This is a genomic window from Enterococcus sp. HMSC072F02 (genome assembly GCF_001837725.1).
In the GTDB taxonomy this organism is placed as follows: Bacteria; Bacillota; Bacilli; order Lactobacillales; family Enterococcaceae; genus Enterococcus_B; species Enterococcus_B lactis.
This window is the reverse complement of the sequence record NZ_KV833959.1, coordinates 1-19,616: the sequence shown is the minus strand read 5'-3', so window position 1 is coordinate 19,616 and position 19,616 is coordinate 1. Positions and strand designations below refer to the sequence as shown.

Below are 19,616 nucleotides of genomic sequence, written 5' to 3'. Positions count from 1 at the left end.
AAGGTTCGTCTTCAGGGGCAGGGTGAAATTCCCGACCGGTGGTTATAGTCCACGACCTATTTTGCAAAAAATAGCTGAATCGGTGAAATTCCGATACCGACAGTACAGTCTGGATAAAGAAGATAGGGCTTATTTGACGCACACTTGATCAAATAACTCTAACTCTATTTTCCCTGGAAAATAGAGTTTTTTCATTTGGAGAGAAACGTCAAAAAGTTCGCTGAAGAGGAGTCCTAACAGGAGGATTTCAAATGAAGAACACCCGTGTACAGAAAATGGTTGCAGTAGCGATGTTTGCTGCGATCGCATTAGTTTTACAGTATTTTGCTTTTCCGATCATGCCGGCTTTTAGTTTTTTGAAGATTGATTTTAGTGATATCCCGGTATTGATCAGTATGTTCTTATTCGGTCCAGCGGCCGGAGTAGCAACAGCGTTCTTGCGTTCAGTATTACATCTGCTGACTACAGGTTTTTCTCCAGATAACCTAGTGGGAGACACAGCTAGTTTCTTATCAACAACGATCTTTACCTTTCCGATTTATTACTTCTTTAGTGTAAAGAAACAGCATAAAGGAAGAAATAAATTTTTAGGTGTGATTACAGGAACGATTGCTCTGACTATTTTCATGAGTATCGCGAATTATTTCGTTATTACGCCTCTTTACTTAATGTTTTTAGGACTGAACGCGACACAGATGTTGGGGATGTCTTTAGCAAATTATGTATTGATTGGGATTGTTCCTTTCAACTTAATCAAAGGATTCATCGTGAGTGCTGTCTTTTTAGTGCTACATGCGCAACTTCTTCCATGGTTAAGTCGAAAACAACATCAGTTGGAACAACGTCATACAGCAGTTAAATAAATGTCAAAAAGATCAAGAAATTCTTGATCTTTTTTTTTGGAAAAAAATACAATACATGCAATATTGTAAACGTTTTATTTGTCTGTTTTGAGTATTTTTTTTATTTATGCATAAAAATCAATTGGTTCTTTTGAAATGTGAAATCCTTCTCCTTTTAAAAGACGGAAATGTTTGTTTATATAAAAAAGGAAACGCTACAATAAAAATGAAGAAAGCTTTAAAAACCTAAGAGAAGGGGGAGGAAATAGGAAAAAACGAACTTTTTGAACAAAAGTTTTATAAAATGCGTGTTATTATTTTTGTTCTGGTACTCTTTTTGATAAAATAACATTAGAGCCAAAAATGATGTCTCTAACGGAAAAGAAAGGAAGAAGAAGATGGAACAAACAAAGAAGAAAAAATTTCAAATGCCTTCAGCGTATACGGTCTTATTCATTATTATTGCAGTAATCGCTGTACTTACTTGGTTTATACCAGCTGGGCACTATAGTGTAGACGATGCAGGCAACATTGTCGCTGGATCATATGAACGAGTACAACAAAATCCTCAAGGGCTGTGGGATATTTTCATGGCGCCAATCAATGGGATGCTAGGTGTACCAGCGGGGGAGCTAACTAAAGAAACACCTGCTGCAATCCCAATCTCTTTCTTCATTTTAGTTGTTGGTGGATTTTTAGGTATTATCAACAAAACAGGTGCACTAGATGCCGGAATCGCTTCAGTTGTGAAGAAATTCAAAGGAAAAGAAAAAATGCTTATTCCAGTATTGATGCTGTTATTTGCATTAGGCGGATCTACTTATGGAATGGCAGAAGAAACGATTCCGTTCTATGCTTTACTGATCCCAGTTATGATGGCAGTAGGCTTTGATACAGTGGTAGCAGTAGCCATCGTATTAGTAGGGTCTCAAGTAGGTTGTTTAGCTTCAACGGTCAATCCTTTCGCAACAGGCGTAGCTTCACAAGCTGTTGGGATTTCGATGGGTGAAGGTATTGGTCTTCGATTCTTGATGTTCGTTATTTTGTTAGCTATTTCTATTGTATATGTGTATCGCTATGCATCAAAAATCGAAAAAGATCCAACAAAATCATTAGTATACAATCAACGTAAAGAAGATATGAAACATTTCGATATCGAAGCAATCGGTCGCCAAGAAGTAATCACGAAAAAACAAAAACATGTAAATGTATTGTTCTTCATTACTTTTGGTATCATGATCATCAGTTTGATTCCTTGGACAACCTTGAATGCGAATTTCACAATTTTTGAATCGTTGACAAACTGGTTAACAAATCTTCCAGTACTAGGTACTGTTTTAGGTAAAAGCATGCTTCCACTAGGTGACTGGTACTTCCCAGAAATTACTATGTTGTTCTTAGTCATGTCAATCGTCGTAGCAATCACGTATGGTATGAAAGAATCTGAATTCGTCTCTGAATTTTTAGCTGGTGCTTCTGACTTGATTGGTGTAGCTATCGTAGTAGCTGTTGCTCGTGGTATCCAAGTAGTTATGAACAACGGGTTGATTACAGACACTATCTTACACTGGGGCGAACAAGGATTAAGTTCATTATCTTCAAGTGTATTCATCATCATTACATTTATTTTCTATATTCCTATGTCATTCTTGATTCCTTCAACTTCTGGCTTAGCTGCTGCAACAATGGGAATCATGGGACCTATGGGTGAATTTGCCGGTGTAGGGAAGGATTTAGTTATCACTGCTTATCAATCTGCGTCTGGCTTAGTAAACTTGATTACACCAACATCAGCTATCGTAATGGGTGCTGTAGCGATTGCTCGTTTCGATGTTTCAGTATGGTGGAAATTTACTGGTAAATTAATTGCGATATTATTTGTAGCCATCTGTGTGATCCTAGGTGTAGCAGCAATGTTCTAAACCTAGACAAATACAGGTACAAGGTCTATCATAAGAGTGAAGAAACCGATATACGGCTATCGATAAGCACGTGGATAAGTCGATTGCTCCATTCAGTGAGTGTTTTTTCTTTCATCATTTGTTAAGAACATTCTGCTTGCTGATGGAGCAGGCTTAAAACGTCATTATTAGAGAAGAAGAGGTTGTGTCGGAGGCATTTGACATAACCCTTTTTAACATATTAGGAGGTTAAAATCATGAAACAATTTGTGACAGAACAACATCATGAACAAGCATTAGAATCATTGAGCGAATTGATCCGTATCCCTTCCGTACTAGATGAAGCAGATTCAGGGAAAGGACACCCCTTCGGTAAAAAAGTGATTGAAGCTTTAGACAAAGTATTGGAAATCAGTGAAAAGCTAGGATTTAGAACATTTAAAGATCCAGAAGGCTATTACGGTTATTCAGAGATTGGCTCAGGAGATGAATTATTCGGTATCTTGTGTCATATGGATGTTGTTCCGGCAGGCGACGAAAACAATTGGGAAACGAAACCATTCGATCCAACCGTAAAAGATGGCTGGTTAGTTGGTCGTGGCTCCCAAGATGACAAAGGTCCTTCCATTGCGGCAATGTATGCTGTAAAAGCTTTGATGGACGCTGGCGTGGAATTCAAAACACGTATTCGTTTTATCTTTGGTACTGATGAAGAAAATTTGTGGCGTTGTTTAGAAAAATATAACGAAAAAGAAGAAGGCATTACGCAAGGATTTGCGCCAGACGCTGAATTCCCTTTAATTTATGCGGAAAAAGGCTTATTACAAGCTTACTTGACAGGCCCTGGAACGAACGATTTTTCTGTAAAAGCTGGCGGGGCGCTGAATGTTGTTCCTGATGCAGCTCCTTATTCTGGTGAAAAGATTTCTGAAGTAAAAGAAGCATTGAAAAAACACGGATTCGATTTCGAAGAACAAGGCGAAGGAATCGTCGTTCTTGGTAAAAGTATCCACGCGAAAGATGCCGCACAAGGAGTGAATGCTATTTCTCGTCTGGCAATCGTTCTTTCAGAAGTATTCGATTTTGGCCCAATCAATTTCTTAGGAAAATTAGTTCAAGAAAATGCAACTGGTGAAGCAGTCGTGGGCAAGACAGAAGATGAACAATCTGGTGAGCTAACGATGAACTTTGCAAGTTTGGAAATCACACCAGAACAAACAAAAATCGGTGTAGATATGAGAATTCCTGTGACATTCAAAAAAGAGGATTTAGTAGCTAAATTAACGAAAACAGCAGAAAAATATGAGTTGTCTTATGAAGAGTTTGACTTCCTAGATTCATTATACGTGCCATTGGATAGTGAGTTAGTGAAAAACCTATTGGGGACATATCGCGAGATTACTGGAGACATGACTGAACCATTTGTATCAGGTGGCGCTACCTTTGCCCGTACGATGAACCAGTGTGTGGCATTCGGTGCGATGTTCCCTGATACTCCTGACTTCATGCATCAGGCAAATGAACGATGGGAATTAAGCAGTATGTATAAAGCAATGGAAATTTATGCAGAAGCAGTGTATCGTTTGTGCGCTAAATAAAAAATAATCATATAAAAAGGCGGATATTCAAATGGATATTCCGTCTTTTTTATTTGGTGCTGGAAAGTTTGCATTTTTCTCTTATTTTTTTTAAGGTATAATCATACTTGATTGAGAAGAAGGTATAAACTCAGATAGAAAAGGTGGGAGAAATTGAAAATATTTAGACGAATACTAATTGGCTTAGTCATTATTTTAGGATTACTTGGCGGAGGCGGTTATTACTATATACAGCAAAATACGTACGAACCATCGTCAGAAGCACAAAAGGTGGTAAAAGAAGGAAGAAACAAAGAAGATTATTTGTTTTTTGAAGGAGAGAAAAAGAACCAGGCAAAGTCTCCATTACTTATTTTTTATCCTGGCGCTCTCGTAGACCCAGAAAGTTATAGTATTTGGGCGCAAGATTTAGCAAAAAACGGCTACTCAGTTGCTATTGTCAAAATGCCTCTTGATCTAGCAGTGATAGGTGGAAACAAAGCGGATAAGATCAAAGAAGATTTTCCGGATTCCGATTATGTGATCGGTGGTCACTCTTTAGGCGGTGTCATGGCAAGTCGATATGCGAATAAGAATCATTCAGACAGTCATTTAAAAGGGGTATTCTTCATGGCAAGCTATCCCGATAAAAAAGGAACATTGAAAGAATCAGCTGTCCCAGTTTTATCCATTACAGCAACTAAAGATAAAGTATTGAATCAGAAAGCTTATGAAGAAGCCAAGCAGTACTTACCAGAAAGAACAGAGTATGTATCAATCAACGGCGGGAACCACGGAGGCTTTGGTAGCTATGGTGAGCAAAAAGGAGATGGAGAAGCAGAAATTTCTAACGCAGATCAGCAAACTGTGATTGTCAATACATTGGAAAACTGGCTGAAAAAGTTGAAATAACCGAAATGGGTCCTATAGGGTCTATGAAAAAACAAGTCAAATAAATAGATAATAAATATAACTTTCAAAATAAGTTGGGATTTCACGGAATGGGAGAAACAGATCCCGGCTTATTTTCAAGTTTAGAAAATCTAGTGTTCATTTTTAAAGCTTAGTTTGACTTAAATTTTGTTTTCTAATAAAATCGCCCGAACTGGACATTTTTGATACGCTTTTCTTACATACGCTTCTTCTTCCGGCATGACGAACTGTTGATGAGCCTCTGGTTCTTGGGCAAATAAAACGATTCCTTCTTCATCATAATCGAAAATATCCGGCGCTTCGATTTGGCAAAGACCGCATGCAATACAGCGTTCAGGTACAAGTTTACATAGTAGTGACATTTCTAACCATCCTAACTTAAGGAGAATAATATGATTGTTTTTATTTTATCGCTATTTTCATCAAGAAACAAGCTGCGAGTCAGCTCTCTTTACCAGCTCCTTGTGGGAAAACGAACGACTTCAGTACTTATTTTCGGATTTACTCACGAACTTTTATTTGCTCATAACAGTTTTCCAGAATTGAAACAGGACAAGTTTTCTCAGATTATGCAAAAACTTGCACAGCAAGGCTGGATCGAAATAAATGAAAATGAAGCAAAACTAACGTCTGCAGGAGCAGATAGGTTGTCTGAACTTCACACAGAATATACTGGTTTGCGTTTTGACCGATATGGACGAACTGGGGAAACTAGTTGGCGGCTCATCAAATTTGCTGTTCAAATGATTTCTAATCTGGCATCTGGGAACCAAAATTATCTTCCAGCAGAGACAAGTCCTTTTTATACTTTTCAACTGAAAAAATGGCTTAGTGGAAGCAGATTGTCACGTGGAATTTTGATTGATAGCGCGTATGAAAGTTTAGCGCAACTGTTTTCGGAGATACCAGAAGGAGCAGCCGATTTTTTAGCTAACCAATTCTCTGGAAATGATCGAACAGGCCTTCTGCCATATCAGCTAGCAAAAACCAATGATGAGTCAGCTGTTTATTTACAACAAAGCAGATGTATCCATCTTTTGCTCGCACAAATAGAAGAACGGCCAGATTCGCTATGGTATGTGTTGATTGATCCGTTATTACAGCAAAATTTCAATCAAAGCATGATGATCACCAAGCAGATGTTTATGAATGGTCAGACAATTGACCAGATTATGGCAATCCGTCATTTAAAAAAAGGGACGGTAACAGATCATCTTATTGAGTGGGCCTTGTTTTTTGATGATTTTCCATACGAGCGGATTCTCTCTCAAGAAACGGTCGAACGGTTGGAACCAAATAAGGATTCCGTGCGCGAGTGGCGCTTCAGCGAATGGAATGTAGATGGACAATTAGATTATGGAGAATTTCGTTTGTATCAAATCTATCTATTGAGAAAGGAAGCGATACAGAATGTTAATAAATGAATTAAAAAAATATTTTGGATTCGATTCATTTCGACCCGGCCAAGAAGAAATTATTCAGGCGTTGCTTGATGGAGAAGATACTCTCGCTATTTTGCCTACAGGAACGGGGAAAAGCCTATGCTATCAATTAACAGGGTATTTAATGGATGGGATGGTCCTCATCGTGTCACCGCTACTTTCTCTCATGGAAGATCAAGTAACACAACTGCAAAAACGAGGGGAAAAACGAGTAGCTGCTTTCAATAGCTTGCTTTCACGAGCTGAAAGAGGATATGTTCTCCGTCATCTGTCGCAATATAAATTTTTATTTTTGAGTCCGGAAATGTTGACTAACACTTCTCTATTAGAGCAGCTGAAAAAACAGGATATAGCGCTATATGTAGTGGATGAGGCCCATTGTGTATCACAATGGGGGGTTGATTTTCGGCCAGAATATCAACAGTTAGGAAAAATCCGCGAGCATTTGGGAAACCCAGTCACATTGGCTCTAACGGCGACAGCGACAGATTTGGTAGCGAAAGATATACGTCAGGTGCTATTTGATCGACAGCCAAAAGAGGTTAGACAATCAGTCAATCGACAAAACATCTCGCTTTTTGTTCGGAAGACGCAGCAAAAAGAACAAGAACTTGAACAATTCATGGAAAGAGCACAAGGTGCGGCAATTATTTATTGTGCAACAAAAAAAGAAGTCGAACGCTTGTATCATTTATTCAGGGAGCGCTTTTCAGTTGGATATTATCACGGTGGCCTTGACACAGCTCAAAGAAGACAGCTTCAGCAACAGTTTGTAAAAAATCAGCTGCAGTTTCTCATTGCTACGAACGCATTTGGTATGGGGATCGATAAATCTGATATTCGTTATGTGATCCATTACGATTTGCCAGACAGTCTGGAAAACTATGTACAAGAAATTGGTCGAGCAGGCAGAGATCAAGAAGAAAGTGCAGCAATCCTTTTATATCAAAGTGGAGATGAACGTATTCATTATTTCTTTAATCAACTTTCTAGAGAACAGCGACAAAGTTTTGAGCTTTATTTGGAATATGCAGCAGAGCAAGCGCCATTTGATGAGCTGCAAAAAAAATGGATGGAGTTGATCCAACAGTCTGAAAAACCAGAAAATTGGGTGGAACGGCTCAAACGCCAGGAAAAAGAAAAAGAATTCCGCCTACAGCAGATGCTTCGTTATATCCATGAAGAAGACTGCCGCAGAAAATTCATCTTGGCCTATTTTGGTGAAGAACTTTCCGAAAAGCCGCAGAATTGTTGTGATATTGATGGCGCAAAAGTAGAACTTCTACCAAAGAAAAAGGCTTTTTCTAAGACTGAACCGCTTCATTGGGAATCGATTTTACTAAATTTATTTAAAAAAAACATGGAACATTGATTTTTTAGGACAAGACACTTTTTCCTATGGTATAATACACACGATAGAGTTTAGGAGGTAAAACAGTGAGCAGAAAAGATAGACATCAATCTACAGAAAATAACGAAACACAAGAACCATGGGAACAACCAATCTATGATACAGATGATGAGGTTTCATCAAGAAGTTCTCAGAGACAACAAAAGAAAGGAAATACATTATTTCTTTCGCTATTTTTGATTTTACTAGTCTTATGTATCGCTATTCCAGCAGGTGCTTATTTCTGGATCAGAAACGGATCAAGCAACAATGCAACAGCAGCATCTTCTTCTGAAACTTCGACATCAGTAGTAGAAAGTTCCACAAGTACAACAAAAGAGGAGTCAACTGAGACTTCAACAGTAGAATCTAGTACAATGGCGGAAGAATCTACTGTTTCTCAAGATACAGGGGTAACGTCAGAAAGCAGTATTGCAGCAGAGACAACACCTTCTTCCTCAAGTGACACAACTTATCAAGCAGGGGATTCAAGCAGCAATGCAGCAGAAACAACACCTTCTTCCTCAGCTGTAGCCGGTACGACAACGACTGTTCAAGCAGGCGAAGGTCCAAAACAAGTGGCTGAGCGTGCAGGAATCACCATTGACCAATTGTTTGAATTGAATGGCTTAGATCCAAACAACTTTATGCTTTACCCTGGTCAAGAACTAAGAATTAAATAATAATAGCCGCGCTTTGCGGCTTTTTTTTTGAGAAAAAGGAGTTATATCATGACACAAATCAGTATTGCAATCGACGGACCTGCTTCATCTGGAAAAAGCACCGTTGCCAAAATCTTAGCAAAAGAATTAAATTATATTTATACGGATACCGGTGCCATGTATCGCGCAGTAACTTATCTAGCTATTACGAATAATGTATCTTTTTCAGATGAGGAAGGACTAGTTTCACTGATCAAAAAGTATCCTATCTCTTTTTCACAACAAGAAGATGGGCAGCATGTATTCACAGCATCAAAAGACGTCACACTAGAAATCCGTCAGCCAGATGTCACAAAAGCTGTTTCAGAAGTCTCTGCTCATGGGAAAGTAAGAGAAGAACTAGTTGCTATCCAACGGAAAATAGGCGAACGCGGTGGCGTTGTGATGGACGGAAGAGACATTGGGACAGCTGTATTGCCGAATGCAGAAGTAAAAATCTTTTTAGTAGCAAGCGTAAGTGAGCGTGCAGAAAGACGATTCAAAGAGAACCAAGAAAAGGGTATCCCAACTGATCTTGAAACATTAACAAAAGAGATACAGGCAAGAGACCATTATGATTCAACAAGGGAAGTTTCTCCGCTGCAGCAAGCAGAGGACGCTGTTCGTATTGATACTACCGGCAAATCCATTCCAGAAGTCGTTGCAGCGATAAAAGCCGTCGTTTTGGAAAAGGGATATCTTCTTTTTTAAATGAAGAAAAAAACTGAAAAACAATTGTTTTTTCAAGGAAAACGAACGAAATCGCTTTATTTTTTTTGAATAATCAATTAAACTAAAAACAGTACCGTACTTACGGCAGAATGTTGGTTAGGAGGACAAGTGTTATGACAGAATTTGATCAAAATCAAGAGAACAACCAGTCAATGGAAGACGCAATGAAAAGCGTCCAAGAAGTAAAAGTTGGCGATGTTGTTAAGGGCGAAGTTTTGGTTATCGAAGACAAACAAGTAATTATCGGAATCGAAGGGGCCGGAGTTGAAGGCGTCGTTCCGGCAAAAGAATTATCAACTTTACCAGTAGAAGATATCAACGAAGTAGTGAAAGTCGGCGATGTATTAGACTTAGTTGTTATCAGTACGATCGGCAAAGATAAAGAAAACGGCAGCTATCTTCTTTCAAAACGCCGTTTAGATGCTAAAAAAGTTTGGGAAGACATCGAAAGAGATTTCCAAGACGGTAAGGTAATTGAAGCACCTGTTACAAATGTTGTCAAAGGCGGTTTAGTCGTTGACGTCGGTGTGCGTGGTTTTGTCCCTGCATCAATGGTGGAAGATCATTTTGTTGCGGACTTTTCAGATTATAAAGGCAAAACATTGAGTTTTAAAATCATTGAAATCGAACCATCAGAAAATCGTTTGATCTTATCGCACAAAGCGGTAGTTGAAAATGAAAGAGAAGAAAAGAAAAAAGAAATCCTTTCAACGATTCATGAGGGCGATGTTCTTAGCGGACGTGTCGCACGTCTTACTGATTTCGGGGCATTTGTCGACCTAGGCGGAATTGACGGTCTAGTCCATGTCTCAGAGATTTCTCATAGTCATGTAGCAAAACCAAGTGATGTGTTAGCTGTTAATGATGAAGTAAACGTTAAAGTGTTGTCTATCAACCCTGAGCAAGAACGTGTTTCCTTGTCAATCAAAGATACACAGCCTGGACCTTGGTCAGAAATCGATACAAAAGCCCCAGTTGGAGCAGTATTGGACGGAACTGTTAAACGTCTGACAAGTTTCGGTGCCTTTGTTGAAGTATTCCCTGGAGTAGAAGGGCTAGTCCACATCTCACAAATCTCACATAAACATATCGCCACACCTCACGAAGTACTTCATGAAGGCGACGAAGTGAAAGTGAAAGTATTGGAGATCCATCCAGAAGAACATCGTATTGCATTGAGTATCAAAGCTTTAGAAGAAAAACCAGCTTCAGAAGAAGAACCAAAAAATGTGGAGTCTTATGAATTACCAGAAGAAAATACTGGATTCACTATGGGAGACATTTTAGGGGATGCGTTGAAAGAAGAAGTAGAAGAAAAAGCAACCGATGATTCTGAAAAATAATTGATTTTGTATCTGTGACTGAGATGAAAGCAGCTGCTTTTGTCTCAGTTTTTCTTTTGAAAAGCGGTTAGTATTTCATTAAGGAATAAAAATACTTCGTTTAATTGACAATCTATGCTTGAAAGTTGGCATTGCATTCGTTAAACTAAGTGAGATTGGAAACTTGTGAGGAGGAAATAATATGGCAAATCCAACAATTGCAATCGTTGGCCGCCCGAACGTCGGTAAGTCTACGATTTTTAACCGCATCGCTGGTGAGCGTATCTCGATTGTCGAAGATACTCCTGGAGTAACACGTGATCGTATTTATGCAAAAGGCGAATGGTTAGGTCGAGAATTTAGCGTGATCGACACAGGCGGAATTGATCTTGGCGATGAACCTTTTATGGATCAGATCAAACATCAAGCAGAAATCGCGATTGAAGAAGCAGATGTGATCATCTGTGTCGTCAGCGGACGCGAAGGCGTGACAGACGCAGATGAGATGGTTGCGAAAATTTTATACAGAAGTAATAAACCAGTGATTTTAGCAGTCAATAAAGTAGATAATCCGGAAATGAGAAATGATATCTATGAATTTTATTCTTTAGGACTAGGCGATCCTTATCCTGTTTCAGGAAGCCACGGACTAGGAATTGGCGATATTTTAGATGAAGCAGTGAAGTACTTCTCTGAAGAGACTGAAGAAGAGGATGACGACACGATCAAGTTTAGTTTGATTGGTCGCCCAAATGTTGGTAAATCTTCTTTGATCAACGCGATTTTAGGAGAAGAACGGGTGATTGTTTCGGATATTGAAGGAACGACAAGGGATGCAATCGATACTCACTTTGTTTCTGAAAGTGGACAGAAATTCTTGATGATCGATACAGCCGGCATGCGTAAACGCGGAAAAGTATATGAAAATACTGAGAAATACAGCGTGATGCGTGCGATGCGTGCGATCGACCGTTCTGACATCGTTTTGATGGTACTGAACGCGGAAGAAGGGATTCGAGAACAAGACAAGCGAGTAGCGGGTTATGCTCATGAAGCTGGTCGTGGTGTCATTATCGTTGTGAATAAATGGGATCTTGTGAAGAAAGAAACCAATACGATGCGTGATTTCGAACAAGAGATCCGTGATGAATTCCGATATTTAGATTACGCACCGATCGTCTTTGTTTCTGCAGTGACTAAACAACGGTTGGAACGTCTTCCTGAAATGATCGAACAAGTAAGTATGAACCAGAATCTTCGTATCTCTTCTGCTGTTTTGAATGATATCATTATGGATGCTGTAGCCATCAATCCAACACCGACAGATAAAGGAAAACGGCTGAAGATCTTTTATGCTACACAAGTCGCTGTCAAACCGCCTACATTTGTTGTTTTTGTCAATGAAGAGGAATTGATGCACTTTTCTTATGAGCGTTTCTTAGAAAATCAAATCAGAAAAGCATTTACTTTTGAAGGGACATCCATTCGAATCATCCCTCGTAGAAGAAAATAGGCATTTTACCATATCAACGTTTTTTTTTCAAAAGAAAAAGATAGTTTTGTTTGTTACGTTTCTATGACTAAAAAAAGCATATGAAAATTGGTAAAAACCTTGCTATTAAGCGGTTCATATGATATCGTGATAACAGAATATTGAAGTTAATCAATATTTCTTTTTAAACTTCTGGACCACTCAGAAAGTTTTAACTAAATGATATTTCTATCATATCTCTTGTGGAGGAGGTGAATCTATCCATGGCAAACAAAGCAGAATTAATCGAAAAAGTTGCTTCAGCTACTGATTTAACTAAAAAAGATGCAACTGCAGCAGTAGATGCTGTATTTTCAACTATTCAAGATGCTTTAGCTAACGGCGAAAAAGTTCAATTAATCGGTTTTGGTAACTTTGAAGTTCGCGAACGCGCAGCTCGCAAAGGTCGCAACCCACAAACTGGTGAAGAAATCGAAATTCCAGCTAGCAAAGTACCTGCATTCAAACCAGGTAAAGCATTAAAAGACGCTGTTAAATAAGACAGTAAAAAAGCGCTTGTGGCTCTAAGGCTACAAGTGCTTTTCTTTTTATTTCCTAGCAGAAAAAGTCAATTAAGAGACAAAAATTTCGAATCCGTATGTCATACATAAAAAACACATGTATTTTATTTAATTTTTATTTATTTCCAAGTTAAGAGGTGGACTTTGCCCTTATCTTTTCTAGATTTTGCTTACTAATGGTAAAATAAAAATAAGAAGAGGAGGGATGCGTATGGAACTTGATTATCAAGTAAAAGAAGCATTGACAAAAGTGTTCTACGGAGAAACGCTTGTCAGTCAACTAAGAGCACTTTCGATCGATCAACCCATCTTGTTTTTAACAAATCAGCGTTATTATGATTTGTTTGCAGATAAGATCAACCCATTATTTGCAAATCAGGCAAATAATGACTGGTACATTTGTGCCAATACTCAATGCAATCATTTAACAGAATTGAAGAACTTGCTTGATTTCACCAAACGCTATCCCGAAAATCAATCCATGTTTGTTATCGGATTTGGAAATGAAGGGATCATGGATCTGGCAGGTTTTTTTCAAAAACATACAATCCTTGATTCATCACTTTGGCTGATTCCTGTCTCGATCCGTTCGCTGAGCCGAGCATTAACTCCACAGCGAACGATTTTGCAGCTACCGAATCGTGTCGTGCTACAAACCATCAACATGCCAGAACGCATCGTTTATGATCAAACGATCAGCGAGCGGCAAGTGGACGGAAAACAGATTGACTTTTTGACTTTTATCTGTTGCGGAATGATTTGTGATCACCGTTTTTTACAAAATTTGTATAAAAACTATCCAAATAAAAAGCAATTAACGACCCGGCCATTTGCCGGGATGATCGAAGAAATGATTTATTTTTATCAATTAGAGGCAGAAAATCTGTCGAATTATGGTAAACTATTTGAACAAGCTTTTTATCTGACTGAAAATGGACACTTGCTTTCTGCTAGTATGAAAAAATTCTTAGGGATGATGTTTCATTTCGTGTGGAATCTCCAAGCCTATCCGTTTGATTTCCAACTAAAAAATTTTTTTGTATGGCTAGACTTGCTTGGCTATCCTATCCAATGGTTGGAACAGATTTCAAAGATGGAGTATTTGGAAAAAGTCCTTTTCTTGGCAGAAAAAAGCAAAAAAATACTTGTTTTAGAAAAAATAGGTATAATAGACGGATACCAACGACCAAACGAAAAAGAATTGTTGAGAACAATGACGGTATTTCAACAAATCGTCAGCGAGATAAGAGGGAATTGAAATGAATACAAATAGCGAAAAAATGTTGCAAGCTTTATCAGATGAAGATCTGGCACAAGCACAACTCTTTTTAGAAAAAGCATTAAAGGAAGATCCAGCAGATATATTAGCTGAACTAGGGGAAGAATTGCTAGCTATTGGCTTTTTGATCGAGGCAAAACAGATTTTTGAACAATTGATCAACCAATATCCAGAAAATGACGGACTAAACATCCCGCTAGCAGAAATTGCAATCGAAGACAATGAGATTGACCTAGCTTTTGAATACTTGGAAAAAGTGGATAAGGAAAGTGATTACTATCCGCAAAGCTTATTGGCGATAGCTGATTTGTACCAAGTCATCGGGATTCCTGAAGTAAGTGAAGCAAAATTGAAAGAAGCGGCAGGGTTGCTACCGGATGAACCATTGATCCAGTTTGCACTAGCTGAATTGTATTTTTCAGTCGATCGTTTCAAAGAGGCAGCAGTAATTTATGAAACATTGTTGGCAAGTGGAATAAACGAGATGTCAGGAATCTCGATGCAAGAACGTTTAGGGCAATCCTTAAGCATGCAAGGTGAATTTGAAGCAGCTATCGCACCTTTAGAAGAAGCATTGAAAGAAGAAAAGACAGATGATCGACTGTTTCAGCTAGCTTTTACGAATCTCCAATTAAAAGAAAATCAGCAAGCAATCAACTATCTGGAAGAGCTTCGAGAAGTTAATCCACATTATCAATCATTATATCTATATCTAGGACAAGCTCTTCAAGAAGAAGAAATGGTTGAAGAAGCGCAAACAGTGTTAGAAGAAGGAATCAAAGAAAATCCTTACCAAGTTGAACTTTATCATCTAGCCTCTGAAAATGCTTTTCGTCTGCACGACAAACAGCGAGCAGAGGAACTCTTGCTGAAAGCTTTAGAAGTAGGAGATAAACAAGATGAAACATTACTTACTTTAAGCAATCTTTACTTGGATGATGAAAGATATGAAGATGTGATACAAGTGATCAATCAGATGGAAGAAACTGCTAATCCGTATGCGGAATGGAATCTAGCGCATGCTTATAATGAATTAGAAGACTTCACCGTTGCAGCTGTACACTATGAACAAGCTTATCATGAACTATCTCATGAACCAGATTTCTTGAAAGAATATGCCTTTTTCTTAAGAGAAGAAGGACAGCTAAAAAGAGCGCAAGAATTATTGACTCATTATTTAAAACTTGAACCAGGAGATATGGAGGCACTGTCATTATTAGATGATCTAACAGAGAGGTGAGAAAAATGCTAATTGATGTACGGGAAAAGAAGAATTTTTTAACGTGGATGGTCAATCATGTATCTTTTAGCCGAAGAGAAGTTTTTTGGATCTTGAATTATCTTGCCAATCATGAAGCGATTTTAAGTAATGTCCACTTTGTAGAAGGGGCAAATTTTGCGGATCGAGGTCTGCAAATCAGTGATCTATCTGTTGAAGGGGAACCAATGAAATTGTTTTTGCAGGGAAAAGAATTTACGGATACAGATCAGATTTTTCATGAGATCCGATTGAATTGGAAGAAACCCTTATATGTGGAATGTCTATTTGAGAATGCTTGGCAGACAAGAGAATATCTATCGATCTTAGAAGATAATCCATTTTCTTCTTGGGATGCTTCTGTTAGTGAAGAAGATACTGAATTGATCGAGCGATATTTTCAAGAAAAAGAAGAAGCAGCAAAACTAAATATGCTTTATGCTCAAATCGATCAAGCGCTAGAAGATGGAGATAGGGATGCTTTTTTGAAATTATCTGATGAAGTTAACCGAAAGATCCTTTTGCAGACACAAAAGAAAAGTAACCGGGTAAGTGAACATAACAATTAGTTAAAAACAGTATAGTACTAAAAAAGACAAAGGTCAGCTGGATGTGGAATCTTTCCTCATAGCCAATCTTTGTCTTTTTTCTTATAGTTTTTTCAGTAATCTTGTCTGTGGCTTCAAATAAGTAAAGCCTTGCCCTTCCACTTCATGCACATTGATGATTGAAAGGAAAGCTTTTTCGTCAATCTCGTGGACGATCCTCTTAGCTTCAGTTAATTCACTAGAGCTAACGACCATATAGATGATTTTTTTTGAATTACCAGAGAATGCGCCTTCTCCAGAAAGGAAAGTCACACCTCTTTGCAGACCGGTCATCAGTAGCGGTGCAATCTCGTCACTTTTGTTGGAGACGACAAGTAGACCTTTTGCAGAATATCCGCCATCTAAGATCGAATCAATCACGCGACTGAAAACATAGGAAACGATCAACGTATACATCATGCGTTTCAAGTCGATATAGGTTAAGGAAGCAAGCAAGACGATGATATCGAATGCCAATAGGGAACGTCCCATGGAGATGCCGTAATTTTGTTCTAAAATCCGAGCGATAATATCGCTTCCGCCTGTTGTTCCACCCATCCGATAGACGATCCCGCTTCCTACCCCTGCAACCAAACCCGCAAGTAGAGAAACGATCAGTAGATCATGCTGTAAATTAATTTCTAGCGGAACCCGTTGCCAGATCCATAAAAAGAATGACAAAGAGAGTGTACCTAGAACAGTATAGGCTAAAGGACGTTTTCCGAGGATCTTTCCCCCTAGTAAAATCAACGGGATATTAATTAATAAAGTCGTATAAGCTGGATCAATTCCGAATAAAGCTCTCAAGATCAAGGTGATCCCTGAGACGCCCCCTTCTGCTAAGTGATTAGCGATGTTCAAATAAACAAGTCCAAATGCGTAAATACTCGTTCCTATAATAATAAAAAGTACTTCTTTTACTGTTTTCCGTGTAGCCATATGAATCCCAGCTTTCAATTATGTATTTTCACAGAATCTCCATTTAGAAATTCCTTCCTAAATGTAGCACGGAAATTCGTTTTTCTCAATTGCTCTTATCTAGGATTTGCGTTAAAGTTTTGGTAAGATAGTTTTGGAGGGAAAAAGATGGATGAAAAACGTTCTTTATACAGTATGCAGCAGGAAGTAGATGAATATATCCAACAATTCAAGGTCGGGTATTTCTCTCCATTAGCTCAACTGGCTCGATTAACGGAAGAAGTAGGTGAATTGGCCAGAGAAGTCAACCACGCTTATGGAGAAAAAAGCAAAAAAGCTTCGGAACCAGATAACTCGGTAGCAGAAGAACTTGGAGATGTTTTATTCGTTACGATGATCATGGCTAATTCATTGAATATCGACTTAACTGATGTTTTTGAAAAAAATATGGAAAAATTCAATCAAAGAGACCATAACCGCTTTGAACGTAAGGACAAGTAAAAAAAAGTGGTTTGTGCTTTGAAGCTACTAAAACGGACTTATCAATCAGGCATCATGCAACTGAGTACTTATCTCAGTACAAGAAACACGCAGGAAAGGTTGGAAAAATGAAATTAAAACAATTACCTCTGGAATACCAAAAGGCAATTCCAGTTCTGAAAAAATTAGAAAATGCAGGATATGAAGCTTATTTTGTAGGTGGAAGTGTTCGTGATATCTTGCTGAACCAGCCGATCCATGATGTGGATATCGCAACAAGCGCATTTCCAGAAGAAATCAAACAGCTTTTTCCAAAAACGATAGATATCGGGATTGAACACGGGACTGTATTGGTATTAGAAAACGATGAACAATATGAAATCACTACATTTCGGACGGAATCAACTTATCAAGACTACCGCAGACCAGATCATGTAGAATTCGTTCGTTCGTTGGAAGAAGACTTAAAACGAAGAGATTTTACAATCAATGCCTTTGCTTTGAAAGAAGACGGCGAAATCATCGATTTGTTCGATGGTCTGCAAGATTTAGAAGAACAAATCTTGCGAGCTGTAGGCAATCCTCATGAGCGGTTCCATGAAGATGCCTTGCGAATGATGCGTGGGTTGCGTTTTGTCAGTCAATTAGGATTCAAATTAGAGGAAGAAACCTTCTACGCCATCAAAGAAAACCACGAGCTATTAGGCAAAATATCTGTAGAACGTATAAATTTGGAATTCATCAAGATGCTTTTGGGAAATGAACGGTCTGCAGGAATCCATGCATTCATTAAAACAGAATGTTATATTTGCTGCCCTGGTTTGAGAGAAGAAGGTGAAGCACTTTTACGTTTTGCTGAATTACCTTCCGTTCCATTGAAAGAAGAGGGTCAAGCATGGACATTATTAATCAGTCAACTGGATCTAAAAGAAAATGAAATTCGCTCCTTTTTGAAATCGTGGAAGTGTTCCAATCAAATGATCAAGGATGTCCAAGCACTTGTTCAAGGACTGCGTCAACGAAAAACTGGAGTTTTAGAACCGTTCGAATTATACTTCTTAGGCAAAAAGCATGCATTGCAAGTAGAAGAATTAATGACTTATTTTGATGAAACACCACAGATGGATGTCGTAGAAGAATCCTATGATCGTTTACCTATCAAGTCATTAAGCGAATTAGCTGTAGATGGTAAAATCTTGCTGGAAGAAAGTGGAAAAAAACCTGGTAAGTGGGTTAGTGAAGCTTTGCAATCAGCTGAAAAAGCTGTCGTAGAACAAAGAATAGAAAATGATAAAAAACAGGTTTTGGATTTTTTATCGAAAGAAAAATTGATTTAAAAAACGCTAGACTGTATCTGCTCAGCTTGGCTAGCTACTTAAACTGGGCAGATACGTCATTAGAAGAAAAAACATAAAATGTGACCACTTACATAAATTTGTGCTAAACTGAGGAAGTACAAGAATAAATTACATCATAAAGGAGTCTTTTTAATGAGTAAAGAAATGACAGCGCTAAAATTTTATTTTAGAAATGGAGAAACATGGACGATTAACCGCCGTCACATCGGCGATCTTTGGATCAAACAAATCACAACAAGTTTTGGACGGATCAACGGCAGTGAATTTGTTGAAATCCATCCATGTGCCGGATTTAAAATCGAAATTTTCCATGAGGGGGACGCAGTTGCGACACATGATATCAACTTAGGTGGACTGGAAATGGGCATGTTTAATCGTGCATTGAAATACGAAGATATCGAACGAATGGAAATCCTTTACCGCAATGGAACACCTGATCTTGTATACTTCCCATATCTAGATAAAGGAACAGAAGGATTAGACAATCAATACCAATCTACAAAAATCAGCGAAAAAACAGGTAACTTGTACATCGTGATCAACCCAGACCAACGTGTAGAAGATGTATACGGAGAATTTTTCGAATAAATTGATCTTACGCAAAAATGAGGGTGTGAAAGAGACATTCAGCCTTGAGCGATGATGAGAACTCTAACAAAGAAATTGCGACGAGTAACCGCAGGAGCGATAAGAAGTGATTTTTGAAAAATAGCTTCTCATATTTTTACAAAATCGTGCCTTATGGCTAATAGGCTGTCTCTAGAACACCATTTATTCAGAATAAGGGACTGTGACAATATTTTTGTCACAGTCTTTTCCTACGATTAGTCAAGTAAAAGGTGCA

19 protein-coding genes and 1 riboswitch are annotated in these 19,616 nt (G+C 38.3%); of the genes, 17 read left to right on the top strand and 2 right to left on the bottom strand.

All coding sequences use genetic code 11. The features are described 5' to 3' along the window. The first annotated feature begins 3 nt into the window (after positions 1 to 3). Positions 4 to 128, top strand: a riboswitch (FMN riboswitch). A 123-nt stretch (positions 129 to 251) separates the two neighbouring features. From HMPREF2731_RS07875 to HMPREF2731_RS07860, 4 genes are all read left to right on the top strand, one after another. Beyond that, positions 252 to 863 carry an ECF transporter S component gene (locus tag HMPREF2731_RS07875; protein ID WP_002309605.1) on the top strand — a complete coding sequence of 204 codons (612 nt, stop codon included), beginning with the start codon at positions 252 to 254 and terminating at the stop codon, positions 861 to 863. A gap of 377 nt (positions 864 to 1,240) precedes the next feature. Continuing rightward, the gene (locus tag HMPREF2731_RS07870) at positions 1,241 to 2,764 is read left to right on the top strand and encodes a YfcC family protein (RefSeq protein ID WP_002290168.1); all 1,524 of its coding nucleotides are present in this window, start codon (positions 1,241 to 1,243) and stop codon (positions 2,762 to 2,764) included. Positions 2,765 to 3,000: 236 nt separating this feature from the next. Continuing rightward, entirely contained in the window at positions 3,001 to 4,341 is a 1,341-nt protein-coding gene (locus tag HMPREF2731_RS07865) for a M20 family metallopeptidase (RefSeq protein ID WP_002313884.1), read from the top strand. A gap of 153 nt (positions 4,342 to 4,494) precedes the next feature. Beyond that, positions 4,495 to 5,232 carry an alpha/beta hydrolase gene (locus HMPREF2731_RS07860; RefSeq protein ID WP_002316165.1) on the top strand — a complete coding sequence of 246 codons (738 nt, stop codon included), beginning with the start codon at positions 4,495 to 4,497 and terminating at the stop codon, positions 5,230 to 5,232. Positions 5,233 to 5,393: 161 nt separating this feature from the next. Here the strand turns inward: HMPREF2731_RS07860 and HMPREF2731_RS07855 are convergent, their stop codons facing one another. Further along, entirely contained in the window at positions 5,394 to 5,615 is a 222-nt protein-coding gene (locus HMPREF2731_RS07855; protein ID WP_002309599.1) for a ferredoxin, read from the bottom strand. 30 nt (positions 5,616 to 5,645) lie between these two features. Between HMPREF2731_RS07855 and HMPREF2731_RS07850 the strand changes: the two genes are divergently transcribed. The 10 genes from HMPREF2731_RS07850 to HMPREF2731_RS07805 all read left to right on the top strand — a co-directional run bounded on the left by HMPREF2731_RS07850 (position 5,646) and on the right by HMPREF2731_RS07805 (position 15,998). Beyond that, complete coding sequence (locus HMPREF2731_RS07850; RefSeq protein WP_070872691.1) at positions 5,646 to 6,677, top strand: helix-turn-helix domain-containing protein; 1,032 nt, start codon at positions 5,646 to 5,648, stop codon at positions 6,675 to 6,677. Then, a complete protein-coding gene (locus HMPREF2731_RS07845) occupies positions 6,664 to 8,067 on the top strand; it encodes a RecQ family ATP-dependent DNA helicase (protein WP_002313881.1) in 1,404 nt (467 codons plus the stop codon). The genes HMPREF2731_RS07850 and HMPREF2731_RS07845 overlap by 14 nt, the downstream gene beginning before the upstream one ends. Before the next feature lie 65 nt (positions 8,068 to 8,132). Then, positions 8,133 to 8,768 carry an SAG1386/EF1546 family surface-associated protein gene (locus HMPREF2731_RS07840; protein ID WP_002309596.1) on the top strand — a complete coding sequence of 212 codons (636 nt, stop codon included), beginning with the start codon at positions 8,133 to 8,135 and terminating at the stop codon, positions 8,766 to 8,768. Between the two features lie 48 nt (positions 8,769 to 8,816). Then, positions 8,817 to 9,497, top strand: a complete 681-nt coding sequence (gene cmk / locus HMPREF2731_RS07835) for a (d)CMP kinase (protein ID WP_002309595.1) — start codon at positions 8,817 to 8,819, stop codon at positions 9,495 to 9,497. Between the two features lie 134 nt (positions 9,498 to 9,631). After that, positions 9,632 to 10,861: a 30S ribosomal protein S1 gene (rpsA, locus tag HMPREF2731_RS07830; protein WP_002320679.1), complete on the top strand. Its 1,230-nt coding sequence runs from the start codon at positions 9,632 to 9,634 to the stop codon at positions 10,859 to 10,861. A 181-nt stretch (positions 10,862 to 11,042) separates the two neighbouring features. Next, positions 11,043 to 12,353 carry a ribosome biogenesis GTPase Der gene (gene der / locus HMPREF2731_RS07825; RefSeq protein ID WP_002290177.1) on the top strand — a complete coding sequence of 437 codons (1,311 nt, stop codon included), beginning with the start codon at positions 11,043 to 11,045 and terminating at the stop codon, positions 12,351 to 12,353. A 242-nt stretch (positions 12,354 to 12,595) separates the two neighbouring features. After that, positions 12,596 to 12,871, top strand: coding sequence for an HU family DNA-binding protein (locus tag HMPREF2731_RS07820; protein ID WP_002290178.1), 276 nt, complete (start codon positions 12,596 to 12,598; stop codon positions 12,869 to 12,871). A gap of 232 nt (positions 12,872 to 13,103) precedes the next feature. Next, positions 13,104 to 14,150 (top strand): hypothetical protein, encoded by a 1,047-nt coding sequence (locus HMPREF2731_RS07815; protein WP_070872689.1) that lies wholly within the window; start codon positions 13,104 to 13,106, stop codon positions 14,148 to 14,150. 1 nt (position 14,151) lies between these two features. Then, positions 14,152 to 15,411, top strand: coding sequence for a tetratricopeptide repeat protein (locus HMPREF2731_RS07810; protein WP_002290180.1), 1,260 nt, complete (start codon positions 14,152 to 14,154; stop codon positions 15,409 to 15,411). Between the two features lie 5 nt (positions 15,412 to 15,416). Then, the gene (locus HMPREF2731_RS07805) at positions 15,417 to 15,998 is read left to right on the top strand and encodes a ReoY family proteolytic degradation factor (RefSeq protein WP_002309587.1); all 582 of its coding nucleotides are present in this window, start codon (positions 15,417 to 15,419) and stop codon (positions 15,996 to 15,998) included. Positions 15,999 to 16,079: 81 nt separating this feature from the next. Here the strand turns inward: HMPREF2731_RS07805 and HMPREF2731_RS07800 are convergent, their stop codons facing one another. Then, positions 16,080 to 16,955: a YitT family protein gene (locus tag HMPREF2731_RS07800; protein WP_070872708.1), complete on the bottom strand. Its 876-nt coding sequence runs from the start codon at positions 16,953 to 16,955 to the stop codon at positions 16,080 to 16,082. A gap of 147 nt (positions 16,956 to 17,102) precedes the next feature. Between HMPREF2731_RS07800 and HMPREF2731_RS07795 the strand changes: the two genes are divergently transcribed. The 3 genes from HMPREF2731_RS07795 (at position 17,103) to HMPREF2731_RS07785 (ending at position 19,360) form a co-directional block, all read left to right on the top strand. After that, positions 17,103 to 17,435: a nucleotide pyrophosphohydrolase gene (locus HMPREF2731_RS07795; RefSeq protein WP_002309584.1), complete on the top strand. Its 333-nt coding sequence runs from the start codon at positions 17,103 to 17,105 to the stop codon at positions 17,433 to 17,435. 107 nt (positions 17,436 to 17,542) lie between these two features. Beyond that, positions 17,543 to 18,751: a CCA tRNA nucleotidyltransferase gene (locus HMPREF2731_RS07790; protein WP_070872687.1), complete on the top strand. Its 1,209-nt coding sequence runs from the start codon at positions 17,543 to 17,545 to the stop codon at positions 18,749 to 18,751. A gap of 153 nt (positions 18,752 to 18,904) precedes the next feature. Beyond that, positions 18,905 to 19,360, top strand: a complete 456-nt coding sequence (locus HMPREF2731_RS07785; RefSeq protein WP_002290187.1) for a hypothetical protein — start codon at positions 18,905 to 18,907, stop codon at positions 19,358 to 19,360. The last annotated feature ends 256 nt before the right edge of the window (positions 19,361 to 19,616 follow it).